Origin of the sequence: Patiriisocius sp. Uisw_017, from assembly GCF_047731265.1 — a bacterium.
Lineage (GTDB): Bacteria > Bacteroidota > Bacteroidia > Flavobacteriales > Flavobacteriaceae > Patiriisocius.
The window spans coordinates 91,040-110,360 of record NZ_CP159835.1 but is presented as its reverse complement, the minus strand read 5'-3'; the positions used below and the strand labels follow the sequence as shown (position 1 = coordinate 110,360).

General features: G+C 36.0%; 18 protein-coding genes. 6 read left to right on the top strand and 12 right to left on the bottom strand.

Annotation, left to right across the window (positions count from 1 at the left end):
• Positions 1-20: 20 nt before the first annotated feature.
• From ABXT67_RS00455 to ABXT67_RS00430, 6 genes are all read right to left on the bottom strand, one after another.
• Positions 21-272, bottom strand: a complete 252-nt coding sequence (locus tag ABXT67_RS00455) for a hypothetical protein (RefSeq protein WP_415375327.1) — start codon at positions 270-272, stop codon at positions 21-23.
• A gap of 211 nt (positions 273-483) precedes the next feature.
• Positions 484-963: a thiol-disulfide oxidoreductase DCC family protein gene (locus tag ABXT67_RS00450; RefSeq protein ID WP_415375326.1), complete on the bottom strand. Its 480-nt coding sequence runs from the start codon at positions 961-963 to the stop codon at positions 484-486.
• Between the two features lie 2 nt (positions 964-965).
• On the bottom strand, positions 966-2,006 hold the full coding sequence (locus tag ABXT67_RS00445; protein WP_415375325.1) for an AI-2E family transporter: 1,041 nt from the start codon (positions 2,004-2,006) through the stop codon (positions 966-968).
• Positions 2,006-2,428, bottom strand: coding sequence for a VOC family protein (locus ABXT67_RS00440; protein ID WP_415375324.1), 423 nt, complete (start codon positions 2,426-2,428; stop codon positions 2,006-2,008). Before ABXT67_RS00440 ends, ABXT67_RS00445 begins: the two co-directional genes overlap by 1 nt.
• 108 nt (positions 2,429-2,536) lie before the next feature.
• Positions 2,537-3,103 carry a hypothetical protein gene (locus ABXT67_RS00435; protein ID WP_415375323.1) on the bottom strand — a complete coding sequence of 189 codons (567 nt, stop codon included), beginning with the start codon at positions 3,101-3,103 and terminating at the stop codon, positions 2,537-2,539.
• 13 nt (positions 3,104-3,116) lie between these two features.
• Positions 3,117-4,646 carry a helicase HerA-like domain-containing protein gene (locus ABXT67_RS00430; RefSeq protein WP_415375322.1) on the bottom strand — a complete coding sequence of 510 codons (1,530 nt, stop codon included), beginning with the start codon at positions 4,644-4,646 and terminating at the stop codon, positions 3,117-3,119.
• A gap of 174 nt (positions 4,647-4,820) precedes the next feature.
• Here ABXT67_RS00430 and ABXT67_RS00425 point away from each other — a divergent pair, with 174 nt between their 5' ends.
• Complete coding sequence (locus ABXT67_RS00425; RefSeq protein WP_415376889.1) at positions 4,821-5,258, top strand: Rid family detoxifying hydrolase; 438 nt, start codon at positions 4,821-4,823, stop codon at positions 5,256-5,258.
• A gap of 154 nt (positions 5,259-5,412) precedes the next feature.
• The gene (locus ABXT67_RS00420; protein WP_415376888.1) at positions 5,413-6,045 is read left to right on the top strand and encodes a 7-carboxy-7-deazaguanine synthase QueE; all 633 of its coding nucleotides are present in this window, start codon (positions 5,413-5,415) and stop codon (positions 6,043-6,045) included.
• A 311-nt stretch (positions 6,046-6,356) separates the two neighbouring features.
• Here the strand turns inward: ABXT67_RS00420 and ABXT67_RS00415 are convergent, their stop codons facing one another.
• The gene (locus ABXT67_RS00415) at positions 6,357-6,905 is read right to left on the bottom strand and encodes a DUF2911 domain-containing protein (protein ID WP_415375321.1); all 549 of its coding nucleotides are present in this window, start codon (positions 6,903-6,905) and stop codon (positions 6,357-6,359) included.
• Between the two features lie 425 nt (positions 6,906-7,330).
• Between ABXT67_RS00415 and gyrB the strand changes: the two genes are divergently transcribed.
• The 4 genes from gyrB to secDF all read left to right on the top strand — a co-directional run bounded on the left by gyrB (position 7,331) and on the right by secDF (position 14,372).
• Complete coding sequence (gyrB, locus tag ABXT67_RS00410) at positions 7,331-9,271, top strand: DNA topoisomerase (ATP-hydrolyzing) subunit B (protein ID WP_415375320.1); 1,941 nt, start codon at positions 7,331-7,333, stop codon at positions 9,269-9,271.
• A gap of 265 nt (positions 9,272-9,536) precedes the next feature.
• Entirely contained in the window at positions 9,537-10,463 is a 927-nt protein-coding gene (gene mdh / locus ABXT67_RS00405; RefSeq protein ID WP_415375319.1) for a malate dehydrogenase, read from the top strand.
• Between the two features lie 118 nt (positions 10,464-10,581).
• Positions 10,582-11,196 carry a hypothetical protein gene (locus ABXT67_RS00400; protein ID WP_415375318.1) on the top strand — a complete coding sequence of 205 codons (615 nt, stop codon included), beginning with the start codon at positions 10,582-10,584 and terminating at the stop codon, positions 11,194-11,196.
• A gap of 155 nt (positions 11,197-11,351) precedes the next feature.
• Positions 11,352-14,372 (top strand): protein translocase subunit SecDF, encoded by a 3,021-nt coding sequence (secDF, locus tag ABXT67_RS00395; RefSeq protein WP_415375317.1) that lies wholly within the window; start codon positions 11,352-11,354, stop codon positions 14,370-14,372.
• A 331-nt stretch (positions 14,373-14,703) separates the two neighbouring features.
• Here secDF and ABXT67_RS00390 read toward each other — a convergent pair whose 3' ends face one another.
• The 5 genes from ABXT67_RS00390 to folE form a co-directional block, all read right to left on the bottom strand.
• Positions 14,704-15,192, bottom strand: a complete 489-nt coding sequence (locus ABXT67_RS00390) for a DUF192 domain-containing protein (RefSeq protein ID WP_415375316.1) — start codon at positions 15,190-15,192, stop codon at positions 14,704-14,706.
• An 88-nt stretch (positions 15,193-15,280) separates the two neighbouring features.
• Positions 15,281-16,213: a prolipoprotein diacylglyceryl transferase gene (gene lgt, locus ABXT67_RS00385; protein ID WP_415375315.1), complete on the bottom strand. Its 933-nt coding sequence runs from the start codon at positions 16,211-16,213 to the stop codon at positions 15,281-15,283.
• Positions 16,214-16,547: 334 nt separating this feature from the next.
• Positions 16,548-16,775, bottom strand: coding sequence for a membrane protein insertion efficiency factor YidD (gene yidD, locus ABXT67_RS00380; RefSeq protein WP_415375314.1), 228 nt, complete (start codon positions 16,773-16,775; stop codon positions 16,548-16,550).
• Between the two features lie 267 nt (positions 16,776-17,042).
• Positions 17,043-18,527: a cysteine--tRNA ligase gene (gene cysS, locus ABXT67_RS00375; RefSeq protein ID WP_415375313.1), complete on the bottom strand. Its 1,485-nt coding sequence runs from the start codon at positions 18,525-18,527 to the stop codon at positions 17,043-17,045.
• 36 nt (positions 18,528-18,563) lie between these two features.
• Positions 18,564-19,241 (bottom strand): GTP cyclohydrolase I FolE, encoded by a 678-nt coding sequence (gene folE, locus ABXT67_RS00370; RefSeq protein WP_415375312.1) that lies wholly within the window; start codon positions 19,239-19,241, stop codon positions 18,564-18,566.
• Positions 19,242-19,321: the final 80 nt, after the last annotated feature.

The window sequence follows — 19,321 nt, the reverse complement described above, 5'->3', positions numbered from 1 at the left end:
GAGGCAACTGGAAATATAGATTAATTAGTAACAGGTTGATCAACAGAATAGAAATATTCTTTACTTATTTGCCCATTTTCTATTAATGCCATTGCAAGATTTCCTTTGTGGTTCTTTTCAATGGTGGAAGAAAATTCTTTTATAAATGCCTCGGGTGAATCTGCTGTAGCAATGGACTTCAGTAAAAAACCATTTGAAACTTCAAAAAAAATGAAGGCTCCCCATAGCATACATCCTATAAGAGTTCCGACAATATATTTAATTATTTTCATAGTATTACTCTTTGTTTTTATGGCAAGAACGATTATTGCAAACCTTCCAATTAAAAATGTAACGAGCCCTAAACGGGTGGATAAAAGTTCGATTTTGAGACCAGACGGCATCATAAAATAGAACGATAGCTCACGATATGTTTATATTCTTCTTCTTAAACTGGACAAAATACAATTCAAATTTTTAATACGATATTCAAACATTAATTTGTTATAATCTAGACAGATAGAAGACAATTAGTATGGTTGAAATAATATACATCAACCAATACGGTTTAGGATCTGTTGGGTCTTTTCCAAAGAGTAACTGAGTACATTTAAAAACCAAGGGGCGGTTTTTTGTAATATAATTATATCCAGTATCTGAAATCTTTGCAAAGACTCCATTTTGTTGATACCATTTGTGAAGGTAGGGACTCATATTACCCGCAGAATAACTTTTGTAAGCTGAATCTGGACCGCTGTATATGCGACCATCAGTATCGATAAATCGGGAAGCTTTTTTAAATTCTTTTAGTGGTATGTCTGGAAAATATTGAGCCGCTTCTTGAAATGTTTTATAAACAACCTTTTCTTTTGTTAACCCTCTCCAGCGTGTTACCCAGTATTTGCAAAAACCACAGTTGCCGTCCCATACCAGTATAGGTCTTTCTTGGGGTGGATATGCAGTATTTTTAATTTTTTTAAACATTTTTAGAGTTCTTCCTTTGCCGCTTCGGCGGTATTTTCACCATATTCCTTTCGATAAATTCTCATAATAACAGTAAAAAGGCTTATTAATAAAGGTCCAAAAATGAGTCCGATAAAACCGAAGAGAGGCACTCCCACAATAACTCCAATAAGTGTTATTAATGGATGAACGTTGTCCAGTTTCTTAAGAACATAAAGCCGTATGATATTATCGGTAGAACCTACGACTACAAAGCCATAGATTAAAATTCCCCAAGCTGCAAAATTATCTCCAGAAGAAAGTGTTAGAATAAAAACAGGTAAAATACCTATGAGTGTTCCCACAAATGGAATCATCGAACCAATGGTAACTATAACAAACCAAAAGAAGGGGGCTTCAATACCAAATATTAAGAAACCAATAAGAGCTATAATACCTTGCGCAATGGCCACCATAGGTATTCCAAATGCGTTAGATCGCACCATATGCTGTATTTCGGTGCCAATAGTTTTAAGATTCCGTCTGTTAATGGGAATGTGTTCATAGAGTGATTCGCGAAGCTCACTTCTATTTGTCAACATGTAATAGAGCATAAAATACATAAGCCCTATGGAAATAAAAACATTAAACGTTCCACCCGCTAAACCTTGTAAGCTATCTGAAATATACCCTGAAATTTGTTGTACATCAATTTCAGAACTTAAATCATACCCTAGTTTTCCTTCCCATTTAGCTATTTGATCCTTAAATGCCGCGGTAACCTTTTCACTATTGCTAACAGCATTACCAATCTTATTTCCTAACATAAGCACAATGCCTGAGACGGGTAAAAGAATGGCTACAAATGAAAAGAAAATAAGTAATGCGGCTGCCCAATCTGCTTTCCAACCTTTTGCTAGTAGCTTGGTCATCCATGGACGCATCAATACGTAAATGGTGATTGCGCCCAATACGCCAGAGAAATAAGGTAGCATCTCTCTAAAAATTAGAATGCCTATCAATAGTATGATAAGTAATATAAATACTTGACGAATAATTTTTGGAGGAATATGTTTCTTGGTCATTAGCTAGCAAATAATTGATCTATATTTTTAAATGCTTTAAATTCGAGTGCGTTCCCAGACGGATCTTTAAAGAACATGGTTGCTTGTTCTCCCAATTCTCCTTTAAACCGAATGTAAGGCGCTATAATAAATTGGATGTTTTTACGCTTTAGTTTTTTAGAAAGTGTTTCAAATTGTTCCATCGTTAGAACAACTCCAAAATGGGGTATGGGCACTTCCTTTCCGTCTACAGAATTTGTAGAGGCTTCTTCCTGTTTTCCTTTTTTATAGTGGATGACTAATTGATGTCCATAAAAATTAAAATCTACCCAATGATCGCTGCTTCTACCTTCTTGGCAGCCTATTATTTCACGGTAAAAGATTTGGCATTGCGCTACATTATTTACTGGGATTGCTAAATGGAAAGGTTGTATTGGGTTCATAAATTAGTGATTCGTTAAATAAATTAGAATATGTTAAATTTAAAACAAAATGCCCGCTTTCAAGCGGGCATTAACAAAAATTTGATGTTCGTTTAAATCTAAAATGTTTTATTCATCAGCTCCATCCCAAGCAATCATAAAATATTTAAATTTTGCAGTATCAGGTATTTGAGTAGCCTCTATTCTAATATTAAGATTGTAGCGTAAATTTTCAGGAAGTTCTTTTTTGTCGATGGTTACATACACATCGCTTCCTTCTAAAGATATAATTACAGCATCAAAACTAGTTTGTATTCCAGAAATTTTATAGTTGTCTTTAATGTCTTTGAAAGTGCTGTTTAAGTGCAGTCCTTTGTCAGTTTTATATCTAGCGTCATAGACCCTAACATTTGTGATAACCGCATCTGGATTGTTCTCATCATCTGGAGAGAGGCGTAATAACTTGGCCCCACTTTTTTCATAAACATCTACTTCTCCCTGTGTTCCTAAAGCATCCTTGATGCTACTTTGGGGAACAATACTATCGTTTGCAAAAATAGAATCTATTTGTTTGATAACAGTTTCACTGGTTACTTGACCAATGCTGCCAATACCAATCGCAAATTTATCTTGTTTTTTTTCGCATTGTGTGAACAAAATGCTCGCTATTGCAGCTACTATTAATGTCTTCTTCATGTTGTAATTTTATTTATTTAATTAATTTGCTTAGAATACCCAAAACGCTTCTTATAACGGTTGGGCTAGTTAATGCTTTTATCCATACATTCTCAGGAGATCTGCGGTTGCTCCTTCTTCTTGAGGAGCTTCCTTTATCAGCAGCTTCTTTTTCTTTTTGTGCCTTCTCTCTAGCGTCCTCTTGATCTGCTTCTTCGATTTTTTTATTCAGTAATTCATAGGCACTTTCGCGATCTATTTCTTTGTTATATTTTCTAATTAACCTAGAATTGTCAATTAAATCTTTTAACTCGCGATTTTCTAAAACATCCATTCGGCTCATCGGCGCTCTCAATAATGTTACCGCGAGTGGAGTGGGGATTCCTTTTTCATTAAGGGCACTAATCATTGCCTCACCAATTCCCATAGAAGTCAATGCTTCATCGGTTTCATAGTATTTTGAGATAGGATAATTTTCAGCGGTAAGTTTTATTGCCTTCCTGTCTTTTGCAGTAAAAGCTCTAAGTGCGTGTTGTATTTTTAATCCTAATTGACCCAAAACTCCATCTGGCACATCGGTTGGGTTTTGTGTGACGAAATAAAGTCCTACGCCTTTAGAACGTATTAATTTTACAATACTTTCAATTTGATCCAACAATGCATCACTTGCTTCTTTAAAAATAAGGTGTGCTTCGTCTATAAATATGATAAGTTCTGGGCGACCACTATCGCCTTGCTCCGGGAAAGTCGCATATATCTCAGCTAACAAAGACAACATAAATGTTGAAAACAGTTTAGGGCGGTCCTGGATATCTGTTAATCTTAAAATATTGATGTATCCCATTCCGTTTTCATCAATGCGCTGCAAGTCTGAAGTTTCAAAAGATTTTTCACCAAAGAATAAATCACCTCCTTGTTGTTCTATTTCAACAACCTTTCTTAGAATAGCACCTGTAGATGCCGGAGAAATCCTGCCGTAGTCTTTGGCCAATGCTATTTTTCCCTCATTGGTTGCATACTGCAATATTTTTTTGAAATCTTTTAAGTCTAGTAAGGGCAATTTATTGTCATCACAATATTTAAAAAGTACAGAGACAATTCCGCTTTGCGTTTCGCTCAAGTCAAGAATACGGCTCAATAAAACAGGGCCAAATTCACTCACGGTAGCGCGCATTCTAACGCCAGCTTGCTCTGACAAGGTTAGTATTTCCACAGGAAATTTTTTAGCTGTAAAAGGAATGCCAATTTTTTCGTGGCGTTCGTCAATCTTAGGATGACCAGGGCTAGGTTGAGCAATACCACTAAGATCACCTTTCATATCCATTAATAGCACAGGGACCCCTTGTTCGCTTAGGTTTTCTGCAAGTACCTGCAGTGTTTTGGTTTTTCCGGTACCCGTAGCACCAGCAATAAGTCCATGGCGGTTCATTGTTTTTAAAGGTATTTTGACAAGTGCATTGGTTACGGTTTCACCATTAAGCATTGCAGCACCCATAGTAATTGCATCACCTTTAGTAGAATAACCAGCGGTGATATAGTCAAAAAATTCTTGTGTATCTGCCATCGTTCAAATTTCGGATAAAAGTAACAATTGTACCCTAGCTATTGAAATTTTGTGTACTTTACTTTTAATAATTTCGGTTATCATTAAATTTTACCGTTTATGAAATATAGATTGCTTTTATTCATAATTCTCGTGGTATTATTGAGTTGTATTTAGGATAAATCTAATCCTTCAATAGCTAGTGAAAATACTAAAGAAGAACCTAATTTTGTAGTTTATCATTCGTCTCACGAACCTAAGAAAGCGGAAACTCCCTTTAGTGATGCTGGGCAAGTAGGAAATACATTTTACCTTTCAGAACAAATAGGAATGGATCATAGCACCCGTGAACTTGTTTCTAGCGGTATTGACATCGAAACAAAACGAACCCTTGAAAATATTAAGGCTGTTTTATCACAACATAACTTAGTTATGGCAGATGTGGTGAAGGTTATGGTGTTACTAGATAATATTGAAGAGTTTGCAGCTTTTAATAATATCTATGCTTCCTATTTTCCTCAAAAACCGGCGCGTACAACGTTTGCTGTGAAAGCATTAGCAAGAGGCGCTAAAATTGAAATCGAGGTGGTCGCAGTTCGCGCAAACTCCAAAACTCCAAATTCCAAAACTTAATAAATCTGAACGTATTTAATATTTTAATTTCTTAGTAATGATAATTATTGTTGAATCGAGATTTAAATTGAGGAGTTCATTATTGGAATTTGGAGCTGGTAAATTTGAGATTTATTGAATGGCACAGCCGTTCAATCATGTATCTTTGCCGCCTATGTTGAAAGAAGAAATTCAGGAATTGGTTGGGCAAGGTACTATGCTTCCTTTAATGGAGGAATTTTATACTATTCAAGGCGAAGGATATCACAAAGGGACTGCGGCTTATTTTATACGAGTTGGTGGTTGCGATGTTGGATGTCATTGGTGTGATGTAAAGGAAAGTTGGAATCCAGAAATTCACCCTCCAACTGCCATTGATTTGATAGCAGCAAATGCAGAAAAATATTCTAAAACTATTGTTGTGACTGGGGGAAAGCCCTTAACTTGGGATATGGGGCCTTTAACGTCTCTTTTGAAAGAAAAAGGCATGCAAACGCATATAGAAACTTCTGGCGCCTATCAATTAACAGGTACTTGGGATTGGATATGTCTTTCTCCAAAAAAACTAAAATTACCTACTCCTGCCGTATATGAAAATGCACACGAATTAAAAGTGATTATTTTTAACAAAGATGATTTTAAGTTTGCTGAAGAACAGGCTGCAAAGGTAAATGATCGTTGTATTTTATACTTACAGCCAGAATGGAGCAAGCGTGAAAAAATGATTCCGTTAATCGTTGATTATGTAATGGCGAATCCTACCTGGATGGTTTCGTTGCAAACACACAAGTATCTGAATATTCCTTAAATAAATTAGCGCTTCATTAAATAATTTTATTCAGTTACGAGCTCACTTCTCACCCTAGCGGCTGCCTATTTTTGTGTTTATAAATTTTCCGAGATTTGGGAGAAGCTTGATTTTGGAAGGTGTTTTATTGAAACATCAAAAATAAAATTCGAAAGGAAGACTTTTGACTACTTGAAATGTCGTTGCAAGAATCCAACTCTAGTCGACTTCTAGCGAATAAAAAAGCCGCATCAAAGCGGCTTTTTAGGAAACGTATTTTTTAGTCTTATTTCCTACGTAATGTAGCGCAGACGCCTTAAGTATTTTTCAACTTATTTTGCTTTTGTAAAAGGAACGGTTACAACAACATCTCCCCAACCCATAAACATGTCAACTCCTGTTTTTGATTCGTCAAATGTAATTGAAAACGCTTCTACATTTTTATTCCCTGAAGTTGCCGGAGCTTTATAACGCGCAACATCCATTTTTTCATCGTACCCAGAGGTTCCCCAATTATTACTAGCTTTATTTACAATTACAGTCCAAGATCCTTTGTTAGGAATAGTGAAAAGCGAATAGGTTCCTGGTTGTATTTCAGTTTCGCCTAGCATCATAGATGTGTAGAACGTGATCTCTGCAGCTTCATTAGCGCCGGTTCTCCATATTTTATCATTAGGAGCAAGTTTTTCAAGCGATCTATCTTTTAGTTGAGGTCTGCTATACGCAACACGCACCAACTTGTCTGAAACCTTATAACTAGATGGGTATGATGCTATATCCATAGGGCTTTTATCGAGACTTATAAAATTTTGTGCAATGGCAGTGGTGCCATAACACATAGCGACTAGTATTACTAATGAGGTAAATGATACTCTTTTCATGATTTATTTATTTTTAGTTTTTAAAAATAGTAGATTTTTTCAAGATGAATTCTTAATAATATGCCAAAATAATAAGGTTTAATAAGGCTTTAAGTCGCACGGGATGTAGTATCATAACATTTCAGATAGGAATGTTTTGGAGAAGACCAAAATCAAGGCTTGTTTTTCACAACAACTTGTTAATAACTTGATGCTTGTGATGGCTCTAAACCCTTCATTTTAGTATGTGTTTGGCTATATTTGTTTTACTTTGAAAAACGACGATTTTTGAACACCTTTATCAAGTTTAATTTAAGGTTGTTTTCAAAGTTGTTTTGTTGAAATTTAAGATGCCTGTCTTTTTTTGGAAGGGGTTTGTTAAAATCATTTTCTACACAAATAGAGAATTTAATTAAAATAATATCCGCTTTGTCGGATAATAAAATATGAGCGAAGAACAGAAAAAAGGAAGTTACGGCGCAGATAGTATTCAGGCATTAGAAGGAATGGAGCATGTGCGCATGCGCCCATCCATGTATATTGGTGATGTAGGTACAAGAGGTTTGCACCATTTGGTATATGAGGTAGTTGATAATTCCATTGACGAAGCGATGGGAGGTCATTGTGATACGATAAATGTTTGGATTAATGAAGATAATAGCGTCACTGTAAAAGACAATGGTCGTGGTATTCCTGTAGACATTCACAAAAAAGAAGGGGTGAGTGCTCTTGAAGTGGTGATGACCAAGATTGGTGCCGGGGGTAAGTTTGATAAAGATAGTTACAAAGTTTCAGGGGGTCTTCACGGTGTTGGGGTTTCTGTAGTAAATGCGCTTTCTGGAGATTTAAAAGCAACCGTATACCGCAACGGAAAAATATACGAGCAAGAATATCAAAAAGGGAAAGCACAATACCCAGTGAAGTCTGTAGGTGAAACAGAAGAGCGTGGAACCTTGGTTACTTTTAAACCAGATGGAACTATTTTTCAGCAAACAGTAGAGTATAATTATGATACGCTTGCCAGTCGTTTACGGGAATTATCTTACTTGAATAAAGGGATTACAATAACCATAGAAGATCGCAGGTTTACCGAAGAAAATGGCGAATTTAAGGGCGAAACTTTTTATAGTGAAGAAGGATTAAAAGAATTTATTAGATTCTTAGATAGCAATCGCGAGATGTTGATTGCTGATGTGATTTCGATGGAAGGTGAAAAGAATGATATTCCTGTAGAAGTTGCAATGGTGTACAATACTTCATATAATGAAAATTTGCATTCGTATGTAAATAATATTAATACGCACGAAGGAGGAACACACTTGAGTGGTTTTAGAAGAGGTTTAACGCATACTTTAAAAAAATATGCAGATGCTTCTGGAATGTTGGATAAACTTAAATTTGATATCGCTGGAGATGATTTTAGAGAAGGATTAACAGCTATTGTATCAGTAAAAGTGCAAGAGCCACAGTTTGAAGGACAGACAAAAACTAAATTAGGAAACAGAGAAGTTTCTGCAGCAGTAAGCCAAGCGGTGTCAGAAATGCTTGAAAACTATTTAGAAGAAAATCCTAATGATGCAAAAACAATAGTTCAAAAAGTAATTCTTGCTGCTACAGCGCGTCATGCAGCGCGTAAAGCACGTGAGATGGTGCAAAGAAAAACAGTGATGAGTGGTGGTGGTTTGCCAGGTAAGCTAAGTGACTGTTCAGAGCAAGATCCAGAAAAGTGTGAAGTGTTCTTGGTCGAGGGAGATTCGGCAGGAGGTACTGCTAAGCAAGGACGTGATCGTAATTTTCAAGCAATTTTACCATTGCGTGGTAAAATCCTGAATGTTGAAAAAGCAATGCAACACAAAGTATTCGAAAACGAAGAAATTAGAAATATTTTTACCGCATTAGGAGTCACCATAGGTACTGAAGAAGATAGTAAAGCCCTTAATTTAACAAAATTGCGATATCATAAAGTAGTTATTATGTGTGATGCCGATGTAGATGGAAGCCACATTTCAACATTAATCTTAACGTTCTTTTTCCGTTATATGAAAGAACTGGTGGAGAATGGATATGTATATATTGCAACACCACCGTTGTATCTCGTTAAAAAAGGGGCGAAAAAGAAATATGCTTGGAATGATGAAGAGCGTGATGCCTTTAATGAAGAGTTTGGTGGAAGTGCTGGTATACAAAGATATAAGGGTCTTGGAGAAATGAATGCGAGCCAATTATGGGATACTACAATGAATCCTAGCTTTAGAACCTTGCGCCAAGTAACTATTGATAGTAGTACAGAAGCAGATAGAGTGTTCTCTATGTTAATGGGCGATGAGGTTCCACCTCGTAGAGAATTTATTGAGAAGAATGCAAAATATGCGAATATTGATGCATAAGTAAAGTTTATAGATTTTGTAAAAAAAAAGCATCCGTCGCGACGGATGCTTTTTTATGTGTAGTCTTTTTTAAAATTCGTGTTTTGATTACTGTATTCGGTTTGGCATTTTAGCTTAAATTTATGAGCTATCTACTTCAAAATAACGGCGATAATACGTACTTTTGCATCGCATTTTTTAAATATATTTTTAATTTTTATTGGATATTTTTATTCAGAAAAAAGCAACCACAAATAATAAATTTTAAACCATAAATTAAACACAGATGAAAGTAACAGTTGTAGGTGCAGGTGCCGTTGGCGCAAGTTGTGCAGAGTACATTGCCATTAAAGATTTTGCAAGTGAAGTTGTATTATTAGATATCAAAGAAGGCTACGCCGAGGGGAAAGCAATGGATTTGATGCAAACTGCTTCATTAAACGGCTTTGATACACGTATTGTAGGGTCTACAAATGATTACAGTAAAACTGCAAATAGTGATATTTGTGTAATTACCAGTGGAATTCCTAGAAAACCTGGAATGACTCGAGAAGAGTTAATTGGTATTAACGCAGGTATTGTAAAAGCGGTCTCAACAAGTCTAGTGGAGCACTCGCCAAATACAATTTTGATTGTTGTAAGTAATCCAATGGATACAATGACTTATTTGGCTCATAAAGTAACTGGTTTGCCAAAAAACAGAATTATAGGTATGGGTGGAGCACTAGATAGTGCACGTTTCAAATATCGCCTAGCAGAGGCCTTAGAGGCTCCAATTAGTGATGTTGATGGAATGGTAATTGGAGGCCATAGTGATAAAGGAATGGTGCCTTTAACACGTTTGGCTACTAGAAATTCTGTGCCAGTAAGCGCATTTATTTCTGAAGAAAGGTTAAATCAAGTGATGGAAGATACAAAGGTGGGTGGCGCTACACTTACTGGTTTATTAGGTACGTCTGCTTGGTATGCACCAGGAGCTGCGGTTTCAGGATTGGTTCAAGCAATTGCCTGTGATCAAAAGAAAATGTACCCTTGCTCCGTATTACTAGATGGTGAGTACGGTTTGAGTAATCTTTGTATTGGAGTTCCAGTAATATTGGGAAAAAATGGTATTGAAGAAATCGTAAAAATCGATCTGACTGATGCCGAAATGGCACATATGAAAGAAAGTGCTGAAGGAGTTTCTAAAACCAATGGATTGTTGGATTTGTAGATTTTCAGTTTATAATAGTTTAAACCTTAAAAGTCGTCCCTTGTACTCCAAAGCCTTGGATATAGGATAAAGACCTTTTGAGGTTTTTTATTGGGTTCTATTTAATTATATTTGGCGCGTGCAAATCAAATGGTACATACGATCCTTTCTTTTTATACTGGCTATAGCCGGTATAAGTTTTGTTGAGCCAACGGTTGCTAATCAAGAAATTGTCATACAATTTTCTGAGGATAGCGTAACATTGGAGGAAGCACAAAGTGCTATTGCTACTATAAAAATGAAGTTGCAAGACCTTGGGGCTTCTCAAATCCAAGTTCAAGAAACTACGAACGGTGGTCTAAAAATTTCCTATTACAGTACGGTCGATGTCGTCTCAATCAAAAGTGTTTTTTCTACTGAAACACTATTTCAATTTGGACAAACCGCTAACAATACTAATAACAGAGATACTGAAAGTCTTCCCATAGCCTACCAACTTGATATTACTGAAATACAACAAAATGGAGATTTTGAATCAGATCTTGCAGGTACTCTTGTTGAACAGACGACTAAAGTAGTTCGGTTTTTTAATCCTGACGTTTATCTTTCGGTCGCCACATTAATCATTTCGGAAAGAAAAGAGGTCAATTCGGTTGCTTATAATTGGTATCGCAAAAATGGTTTCAGTTTACAGAATGCAGACTATAGCATTCCCGAAGTGAGGGCCGGGCCTTCCGCAGGACTCATATCTTAATACTTATAAGGTATCTAAATCCCTAGATGTATTTGGGAGGTTCTACATTTCAGTAGAAATCAAAGAATCACAATATAATCATAGAATTCATTGTCAAATTGATGCGTAAATTTTACATTCGCGGGATCAAAAATTTGACTTAAAATAAATAAATAATGCAAAACAAAGGATTAATTATAGTTTTTGCCGTATTGTTTGGATTGGTAAGTTTATACCAATTATCATTCACATACTTAGCAAACAATGTAGAAGATGACGCAGCAGCGTATGCTAGCAGTAAATTTTCTAAAGACCAACCTAGCGAAAGAGCTGCCGCAGAAGTAGCGTATCTTGACAGCGTATCTAATCTACCAATAATGATGGGGATTGATTATAAAACGGCTAAAGAAAAAGAGCTAAACAAAGGGCTTGACCTTAAAGGTGGTATCAATGTTATTTTACAAATTTCGGTAAAAGATATCCTTGCTGGTCTGGCAAATAACACTAAAGACCCAGCTTTTAATCAGGCACTTGCCGCTGCAGACCAACGTCAGACAGAAGAGCAAGAAACCTATTTAGAGTCTTTTTACGAATCATTTGAAGCATTGCCGGGTGAAAATAAATTGGCGTCACCAGATATTTTCTTCAATAAAAATTTAGAAGATGATTTAGATGCGTCGATGGACAATGACGAGGTTAAAAAGGTGATTGATCGTAAAATTGATGAGTCTATTACTTCAGCCGTTGAGGTATTACGCAAGCGTATTGATAAGTTTGGGGTAACACAACCTAACCTACAACGTTTGGGAAATTCAGCACGTGTATTAGTTGAATTACCGGGAGCGAAGGATGTAGGTCGTGTAACAGGACTTTTAGTGCAAACAGCTCAATTAGAATTTTGGGATGTTTATAAGTTTGAAGATATGGTTGGTTTTTTAAGCCAAATGGATGCTAAAGTAGCCGAGATAAACAAAGCTGCTGCTCCAGAAACGGAGGAAGTAGTTAAAGATACTACTCAAACCGTAGATGATGATATTAGCGAATTATTAGATGGCGAGAACCTTGATGAGGAAGTTGCAGATGTTTCAGTAACAAATCCGGTATTCTCTAAAATGGTTTCGCAAGGGTTCCAAGGAAGACCAGTAATTGCAACCTTCGCGTTAAAAGATACCGCTACGATTAATAGTTATTTACGCATGCCACAAGTGCGTTCTTTATTGCCAGCAGAGCAGCGTTTTACAAAATTTGTTTGGGAAAAGCCATCAGATGTTGAGCTTACAACAGGAGAAACAATCACCACTACAGGATTGTATGCTATTAAAGGAAATAGAGATATGACGCCGCCACTTGCAGGAGGTGTGGTTACAGATGCTGCTCAAACATATGACCAGTTTAGTAATGTTGCAGTATCAATGCAAATGAATGGTAAAGGAGCTAAGATTTGGGAAGAAATGACCAAGAACGCTAATAAAAATACTTCTCAGATTGCAATTGTATTAGATGATATCGTATACTCTGCGCCAGGTGTAACATCACCGGGAGGTATTGCTGGAGGTCGTAGTGAGATTACGGGAGACTTCAATATTTTAGAAGGACAAGATTTAGCAAATGTATTGCGTGCAGGTAAATTACCAGCATCTGCAGACATTATTCAAGCAGAAGTTGTTGGGCCTACATTAGGACAAGAAGCAATTAGTAGTGGGATGATTTCATTTATCATTGCCTTAGTTTTAGTATTGATATGGATGATTCTATACTATGGTAAAGCAGGAGCTTTTGCCAATGTAGCATTGGTAGTAAACATCTTGTTTATCTTCGGAATTTTAGCTGGATTGGGCGCCGTATTGACATTGCCTGGAATTGCAGGTATTGTATTAACGATTGGTATTTCGGTAGATGCGAACGTACTTATTTTTGAGCGTATTCGAGAAGAACTAGCAAAAGGAAAAGCACAAAGAGATGCTATTAAAGATGGTTTCCAAAATGCTTTGTCTTCTATTCTTGATGCGAACATCACAACAGGTTTAACAGGTTTAATTCTTTTAGTATTTGGAACGGGACCTATCCAAGGATTTGCAACTACCTTATTAATAGGTATTCTTACTTCTTTGTTTACAGCAATCTTTATCACAAGATTATTTATTGATGGGTATACTAAAAATGGAAAGCCGTTGGCTTTTTCTACGCCACTTACTAAGGATTTATTTAAGAACGTAAACATTAACTTCCTTGGAAAACGTAAAATTGCGTATGTCATTTCGGGAGTTTTGGTTACGATGAGTTTAGCTTCTTTGGCTATAAATAGCTTAGATCAAGGGGTAGATTTTGTTGGAGGACGCACCTATACAGTTCGTTTTGCTCAAGATGTAAATGCTGCTGAAGTACAAGAAGACCTTATTGCTGTCTACGGCAGTGCAGAGGCAAAAACCTACGGTGGTAATAACCAATTAAAAGTAACTACAAAATATAAAGTAGATGAAACTGGCACTTCGGTTGATGAGGAAATGCAACTGTTATTATATGATGGCGTAAAGTCTCACTTGCCAGACGGAATGACGTATGAGCAGTTTAAAGGGGACAACGACGAGAAAGTAGCAGGAATAATGGAATACTATAAAGTGAGTCCTACCATTGCAGATGATATCAAGAAAGATTCATTCTGGGCAGTTTTAGGTTCTCTTATAGTAGTGTTCTTATATATTCTGTTGCGATTTAGAAGATGGCAATTTAGTTTAGGTGCTGTTGTCGCAGTATTCCACGATGTATTGTTGGTGTTGGGTGTGTTCTCATTAACACAAAACATAATGCCATTTAGTATGGAAATAGATCAAAGTTTTATCGCAGCGATCTTGACTGTAATTGGATACTCATTGAACGATACCGTGGTTGTTTTTGACCGTATACGTGAATACTTTAACGATAATCCTAATTGGGCATTTAGCAAAGTGATTAACTCGGCCTTGAATAGTACATTGAGTCGTACTTTAAATACATCTTTAACTACCTTGGTAGTATTGCTTTGTATCTTCTTTATAGGCGCAGAATCTATTAGGGGATTAATCTTTGCATTAATCGTAGGGGTAGTTGTAGGTACTTATTCTTCACTATTTATTGCAACACCAGTAATGTATGATACCGTAAAGAAAAAAGCTAGTGATTTATTAGCTGAAAAGAAGGAAGAAGAAGTGGTCGCATAATTCACTTCAGAAACTTTAAATAGTAAAAAGCCTCTCAATTTTTTTGAGAGGCTTTTGCTTTTATAAACGAGTACCTAAATATAAAATGTAACGTATGAAAAAAACTTCTTAGAGGTCTAATTTAGGGAATTTGTTAAAGGCGTTGTCTGCCGGTTTTAGAAAGTGTAACTCCAGTAAAAACTAATCAATGAGGGTTAATTAAATTAAACCAGCCTACTGTAAAATATTTTTAGCGAGTACTACTAAAAATAAGTCCTGCTTCAAAGAGGGATTTAGGACCTACACCTTGATTCTTTGAGGGGAGAGGCGCTTAATATATTGTAACGAGGGTCTATTCTTTAGTAAACTTGAAAATATCCCCAACTGCAATACCAAGCGTATCACTCAAACCTCCATTAATTTCAATTACATAGGTTGTTGGAGCGTTGGATGGCAGTGAAGTGGGGTCTAATGGTTTTGCGCTTTTTTGAATGCTAACGATTTTCTTTTTGGCATCAGCATAAATAATATCAAGTGAAAACAGCGTGTTTTTCATGTAAAAAGAACGCGGTTGTTCGTTTTTAAAAATAAAAAGCATCGCTTGATTAGCCTCCATAGATTGACGGTACATCAGCCCTGTTTGCGTTTTATATTCGTTATCTGCTATTTCAATATCAAAACTAGTTTTTTCTTTAGCAGTCTCAGGATTGATAATTTTTAAAGTCCCTTGCTTGGTAAAAGCAACTTCCTGAGTAAGATTCGTTTTTTTAGGAGTATTATCCTTACAGCCTGAAAAACAAAAGAGTGATATTAAAGTAATAATAGAGAGCGATTTAAACATTTTTAAAGTTTGATTTTTTAGTCATTCAACAAAAGAAAGAGTTTTTATACATTCAAAATCTAGTCTTATATTTTTCAGCAAAGCGGTCTTACTTCTCGCTTGTGTATCTTTTTTTAGCCGAAACCACCATAAAATATATCCCAGCGATTATTAATGGAATACTCAATAATTGCCCCGTATTCAAAATCCAATCTGCTCTTTCGGGAACTTGAGCTTCCTTTAAAAATTCTACAAAAAATCTTACTGTCCAATGCAAAGTCAAAAACATTCCGAAGAGAAAACCTAGATAATGACGCTTGTCTGTTTTCCAATAAAAATAGAATAGTATTGCAAATACAATAGCATAACCGGCAGCCTCATACAATTGCGCTGGATGTCTAAAAGGAACAGAAGCGAGTACTTCAGCAAAACTAGGGTCTTTTGCTATGGCGCTATACGCTTCTTTTACATCATTAATACCTGTAATATTTGTTGCTTGTCTTGCGCCAATTTCATCTTTTAAAAACTGAACTCCTAAAGGGAAATCGCCTGAAGGCTTTCCAATAATTTCAGAATTAATGAAATTTCCAATACGTACAAAAATAGCACCGCTGGCAACAGGAATTACCACACGATCTAAAATCCAAAGCACCGGTTTTTTTATCACCTTTTTACTGTACATAAACATAGCAATGATAACAGCAATGGCGGCACCGTGGCTTGCGAGGCCTCGAAAACCCGTGTACTCAATTTCAGGAACAAATCTAAATGGAAGGATAATTGAAAGCGGGTCTTCAAAAATTAATTCGCTTTGATAAAATAGTACGTGGCCTATACGCGCCCCTAAGAGGACGGCAACAACCATATAAATAAAAAGGCTATCAAGATTTTTTTCACTTTCTCCTTCGTTTTGATATATTTTTTTAATAATCACCCACCCTAATGAGAAGGCAATTACAAACATAAGACTGTAAAATTTTATAGTAAAAAAGCCAAGATCAATCCCATCGTTAGGATTCCAAAGCAGAGTGAGTGTGTGCATTGCTAATTTTTATGTGAGCGTAAAGATAAAAACATCCACCTTCAAAACTTCGGAAACTAAAATTTATTTTAAACTAGCATGCATATCACAAAACGGATGTCTAAACTGAAATAAATTAATTTTAGTTCCTTCCCGCCCGCGGCTGAAAATTTTCAATGAAATAAAGAAAGGTTTTTCTGCGCCTCGGGGGAAGGTGAATCACGGTAAATTTGAAATGAAACGGAATATGTTTAATTGAAATTTGGAAGGGGGCTTTTGAAATTGAAATTGAAGCCTAAAACAAAACATAGCGCAAAAAAATTATACCTTCAACATCGTACCTCTAAAATCCAGTTCAAGGCACAGGATCGTGTCCATTGCCACCCCAGGGATTACATCTAGCAATTCTCTTTGCTGATAGCCAACTCCCTTTTAAAAAACCATGTTTTTGTAATGCTTCTAAAGAATAATGAGAACAGGACGGGGTATATCTACACGTGGGTGGAAGGGCAGGCGAAACAAACCGTTGATAGCCTCTTATTAAAAATACAAATGGTTTAATAAGAAATCGGGAAACATCCATACTATAATTTTAAACTATCGAGAATCGTGTTAATCGCAAATAAAAATCTAACGATATCAAGTTGTTAAACCTATAATTTTGCTCCTTCGCTCAGCGGCTGAAAATTTTAGAATCTCTAATAATTAATATCCTGCCATTCGGTTAAGGTGAATCTGGGTAAATCAATAACGAAAAAGTTTATGTTAAATCGGGATTCAAAAGCGAAACTTTTTTAATTAAATCAAATATTGCTAAAATTCAAAATTCGCAATCATATATAGAAAATCTCTAAATTAACGAGAAGGTAGTTCCATCTTTCCCATCCTTTAATTGTATTCCTTTTTCTTGAAGTTCATCACGAATGCGATCGCTTGTGGAAAAATCCTTACTTGCCCTAGCTTGATTTCTTAATTCAATTAAAAGTTCGATTGTTACTGAAAGTTTTTCATCGTTTGAAGAACCTACACTAGCAACATCGACGAGCCCCAGTACATCAAAAATAAAACCGTGCATTGTTGTTTTTAAAAGGACTAAATCACTTTTGGTGATATTGCTTTTTCCTTCTTTTAGCGTATTGATAAATTTAGTTGCTTCAAAAAGTTGCGCAATAAGAATTGGACTATTAAAATCATCATTCATTGCGTTGTAACAAGATTGCCTCCAAGCAGCAACATCGAAGCTGCTTTCTTTACCAGCTTCAATGGATGATAAGCTTCGGTAGGAATCCATCATTTTATGGTATCCTTTTTCACTCGCAACCAATGCACCATCACTAAAATCTAGGATGCTTCTGTAATGTGCCTGAAACATAAAAAACTTAGCTACCGTAGCAGGAAAGGCTTTACTTAAAATATCGTTTTCACCACTAAAAAGCTCAGATGGTAAGATATTATTCCCAGTACTTTTTGACATTTTTTTGCCATTAAGCGTTAGCATATTCGCGTGCATCCAATAATGAACAGGTGATTTTTTGTTAGTTGCTTCTGCTTGGGCGATTTCACATTCGTGATGCGGAAATTTTAAATCCATTCCTCCACCATGAATATCAAACTCTTTTCCTAAGTACTTGGTGCTCATTGCGGTGCATTCTAAATGCCAACCAGGAAAACCTTCACTCCAAGGTGAAGACCATTTCATAATATGTTTCGGTTCTGCTTTTTTCCATAGTGCAAAATCTTGTGGGTTTTTCTTTTCACTTTGTGCTGCAAGTTCGCGGGTATTCGTGATCATGTCTTCAAGCTTTCTGCCGCTCAACTTACCATATTCGTGATCTTCATTAAACTTCTTTACATCAAAATAAACGGAGCCATTTTTTTCATACCCATATCCTTCGGAAATAATTTTTTCAACGATTTCAATTTGTTCTATAATGTGTCCAGTTGCAGTAGGCTCAATGCTTGGTGATAGTGCATTAAATTTTGACATAGTATCGTGAAAATCTACCGTATATCTTTGCGCAACCTCCATAGGTTCTATGTTTTCCAAACGTGCTTTTTGCGCAATTTTATCATCACCAGTATCGTCATCATTTTCTAAATGACCAGCATCTGTGATATTTCTTACATAGCGAACCTTGTATCCCAAATGCTTTAAATATCTAAAAACCAAGTCAAAAGATAGGAATGTACGACAATTTCCCATGTGAACATTGCTGTAAACAGTGGGTCCACAAACATACATACCTATTGAACCTTCGTTAATAGGTATAAAAAGTTCTTTGCTTTTTGAAAGCGAATTATAAAGGGATATTTTTTGTTTGCTATATAACTGCATAAACTATAAAAGAATAAATAATTTTGTACGCACTATTTAAAACTCTGTAACCAAACCGATGTAATCCAGAAATTCGGCTCGTGTTTCGTGTTTTTTAAATGCACCGCCAAACTCACTTGTTACGGTACTGCTATCAATATCACGTATGCCTCGTGAGTTCACGCACAAATGCTTTGCATCTATAACACAAGCAACATCTTCAGTATTTAACACTTCTTTAAGTTCTTTAACAATTTGCATTGTCAAGCGTTCTTGCACTTGCGGCCGTTTTGCATAATAATCAACAATGCGATTCATTTTACTCAATCCTACAACAGTTCCGTTAGAAATATATGCTATGTGAGCTTTTCCTACAATAGGTAATAAATGATGCTCACAAGTGGAGTACAGTGTAATATTTTTTTCTACAAGCATTTCATTGTACTTGTATTTGTTTTCGAATGTTGAAGCCTTTGGTTTTCGGTCTGGATGTAAACCACTAAATAGTTCTTGTACGAACATTTTGGCTACTCTATTTGGAGTTCCTTTTAAACTGTCATCAGTGAGGTCGAGACCTAATGTTTGCATAATGTTACGAACATCTTTTTTGATACTTGCAATTTTTTCAATATCACTTAGATCAAAAGCATCATTTCTCAGAGGGGTAAAAGGGCTTGCACTCAAGTGATCGCTTTCAATTTCTTCAGAAATGTTCAGCAAATTTTCTTTGCTCATAGGGTATAAATTTCAGTACTTATTATATAAAGGAGTGCAAAGATACGTATTTAGCATATTGCAATAGAGCTATTGAAGTG

Bases quoted from the DNA above. Each gene is read 5' to 3' on its own strand.
- gyrB (WP_415375320.1), top strand. From the start codon at position 7,331: ATGAGCGAAGAACAGAAAAAAGGAAGTTACGGCGCAGATAGTATTCAG.
- mdh (WP_415375319.1), top strand. From the start codon at position 9,537: ATGAAAGTAACAGTTGTAGGTGCAGGTGCCGTTGGCGCAAGTTGTGCA.
- lgt (WP_415375315.1), bottom strand. From the start codon at position 16,213: ATGCACACACTCACTCTGCTTTGGAATCCTAACGATGGGATTGATCTT.
- secDF (WP_415375317.1), top strand. From the start codon at position 11,352: ATGCAAAACAAAGGATTAATTATAGTTTTTGCCGTATTGTTTGGATTG.
- ABXT67_RS00455 (WP_415375327.1), bottom strand. From the start codon at position 272: ATGAAAATAATTAAATATATTGTCGGAACTCTTATAGGATGTATGCTA.
- folE (WP_415375312.1), bottom strand. From the start codon at position 19,241: ATGAGCAAAGAAAATTTGCTGAACATTTCTGAAGAAATTGAAAGCGAT.
- ABXT67_RS00445 (WP_415375325.1), bottom strand. From the start codon at position 2,006: ATGACCAAGAAACATATTCCTCCAAAAATTATTCGTCAAGTATTTATA.
- ABXT67_RS00415 (WP_415375321.1), bottom strand. From the start codon at position 6,905: ATGAAAAGAGTATCATTTACCTCATTAGTAATACTAGTCGCTATGTGT.
- ABXT67_RS00450 (WP_415375326.1), bottom strand. From the start codon at position 963: ATGTTTAAAAAAATTAAAAATACTGCATATCCACCCCAAGAAAGACCT.
- ABXT67_RS00435 (WP_415375323.1), bottom strand. From the start codon at position 3,103: ATGAAGAAGACATTAATAGTAGCTGCAATAGCGAGCATTTTGTTCACA.
- ABXT67_RS00430 (WP_415375322.1), bottom strand. From the start codon at position 4,646: ATGGCAGATACACAAGAATTTTTTGACTATATCACCGCTGGTTATTCT.
- ABXT67_RS00420 (WP_415376888.1), top strand. From the start codon at position 5,413: ATGTTGAAAGAAGAAATTCAGGAATTGGTTGGGCAAGGTACTATGCTT.
- ABXT67_RS00390 (WP_415375316.1), bottom strand. From the start codon at position 15,192: ATGTTTAAATCGCTCTCTATTATTACTTTAATATCACTCTTTTGTTTT.
- cysS (WP_415375313.1), bottom strand. From the start codon at position 18,527: ATGCAGTTATATAGCAAACAAAAAATATCCCTTTATAATTCGCTTTCA.
- yidD (WP_415375314.1), bottom strand. From the start codon at position 16,775: ATGGATGTTTCCCGATTTCTTATTAAACCATTTGTATTTTTAATAAGA.
- ABXT67_RS00440 (WP_415375324.1), bottom strand. From the start codon at position 2,428: ATGAACCCAATACAACCTTTCCATTTAGCAATCCCAGTAAATAATGTA.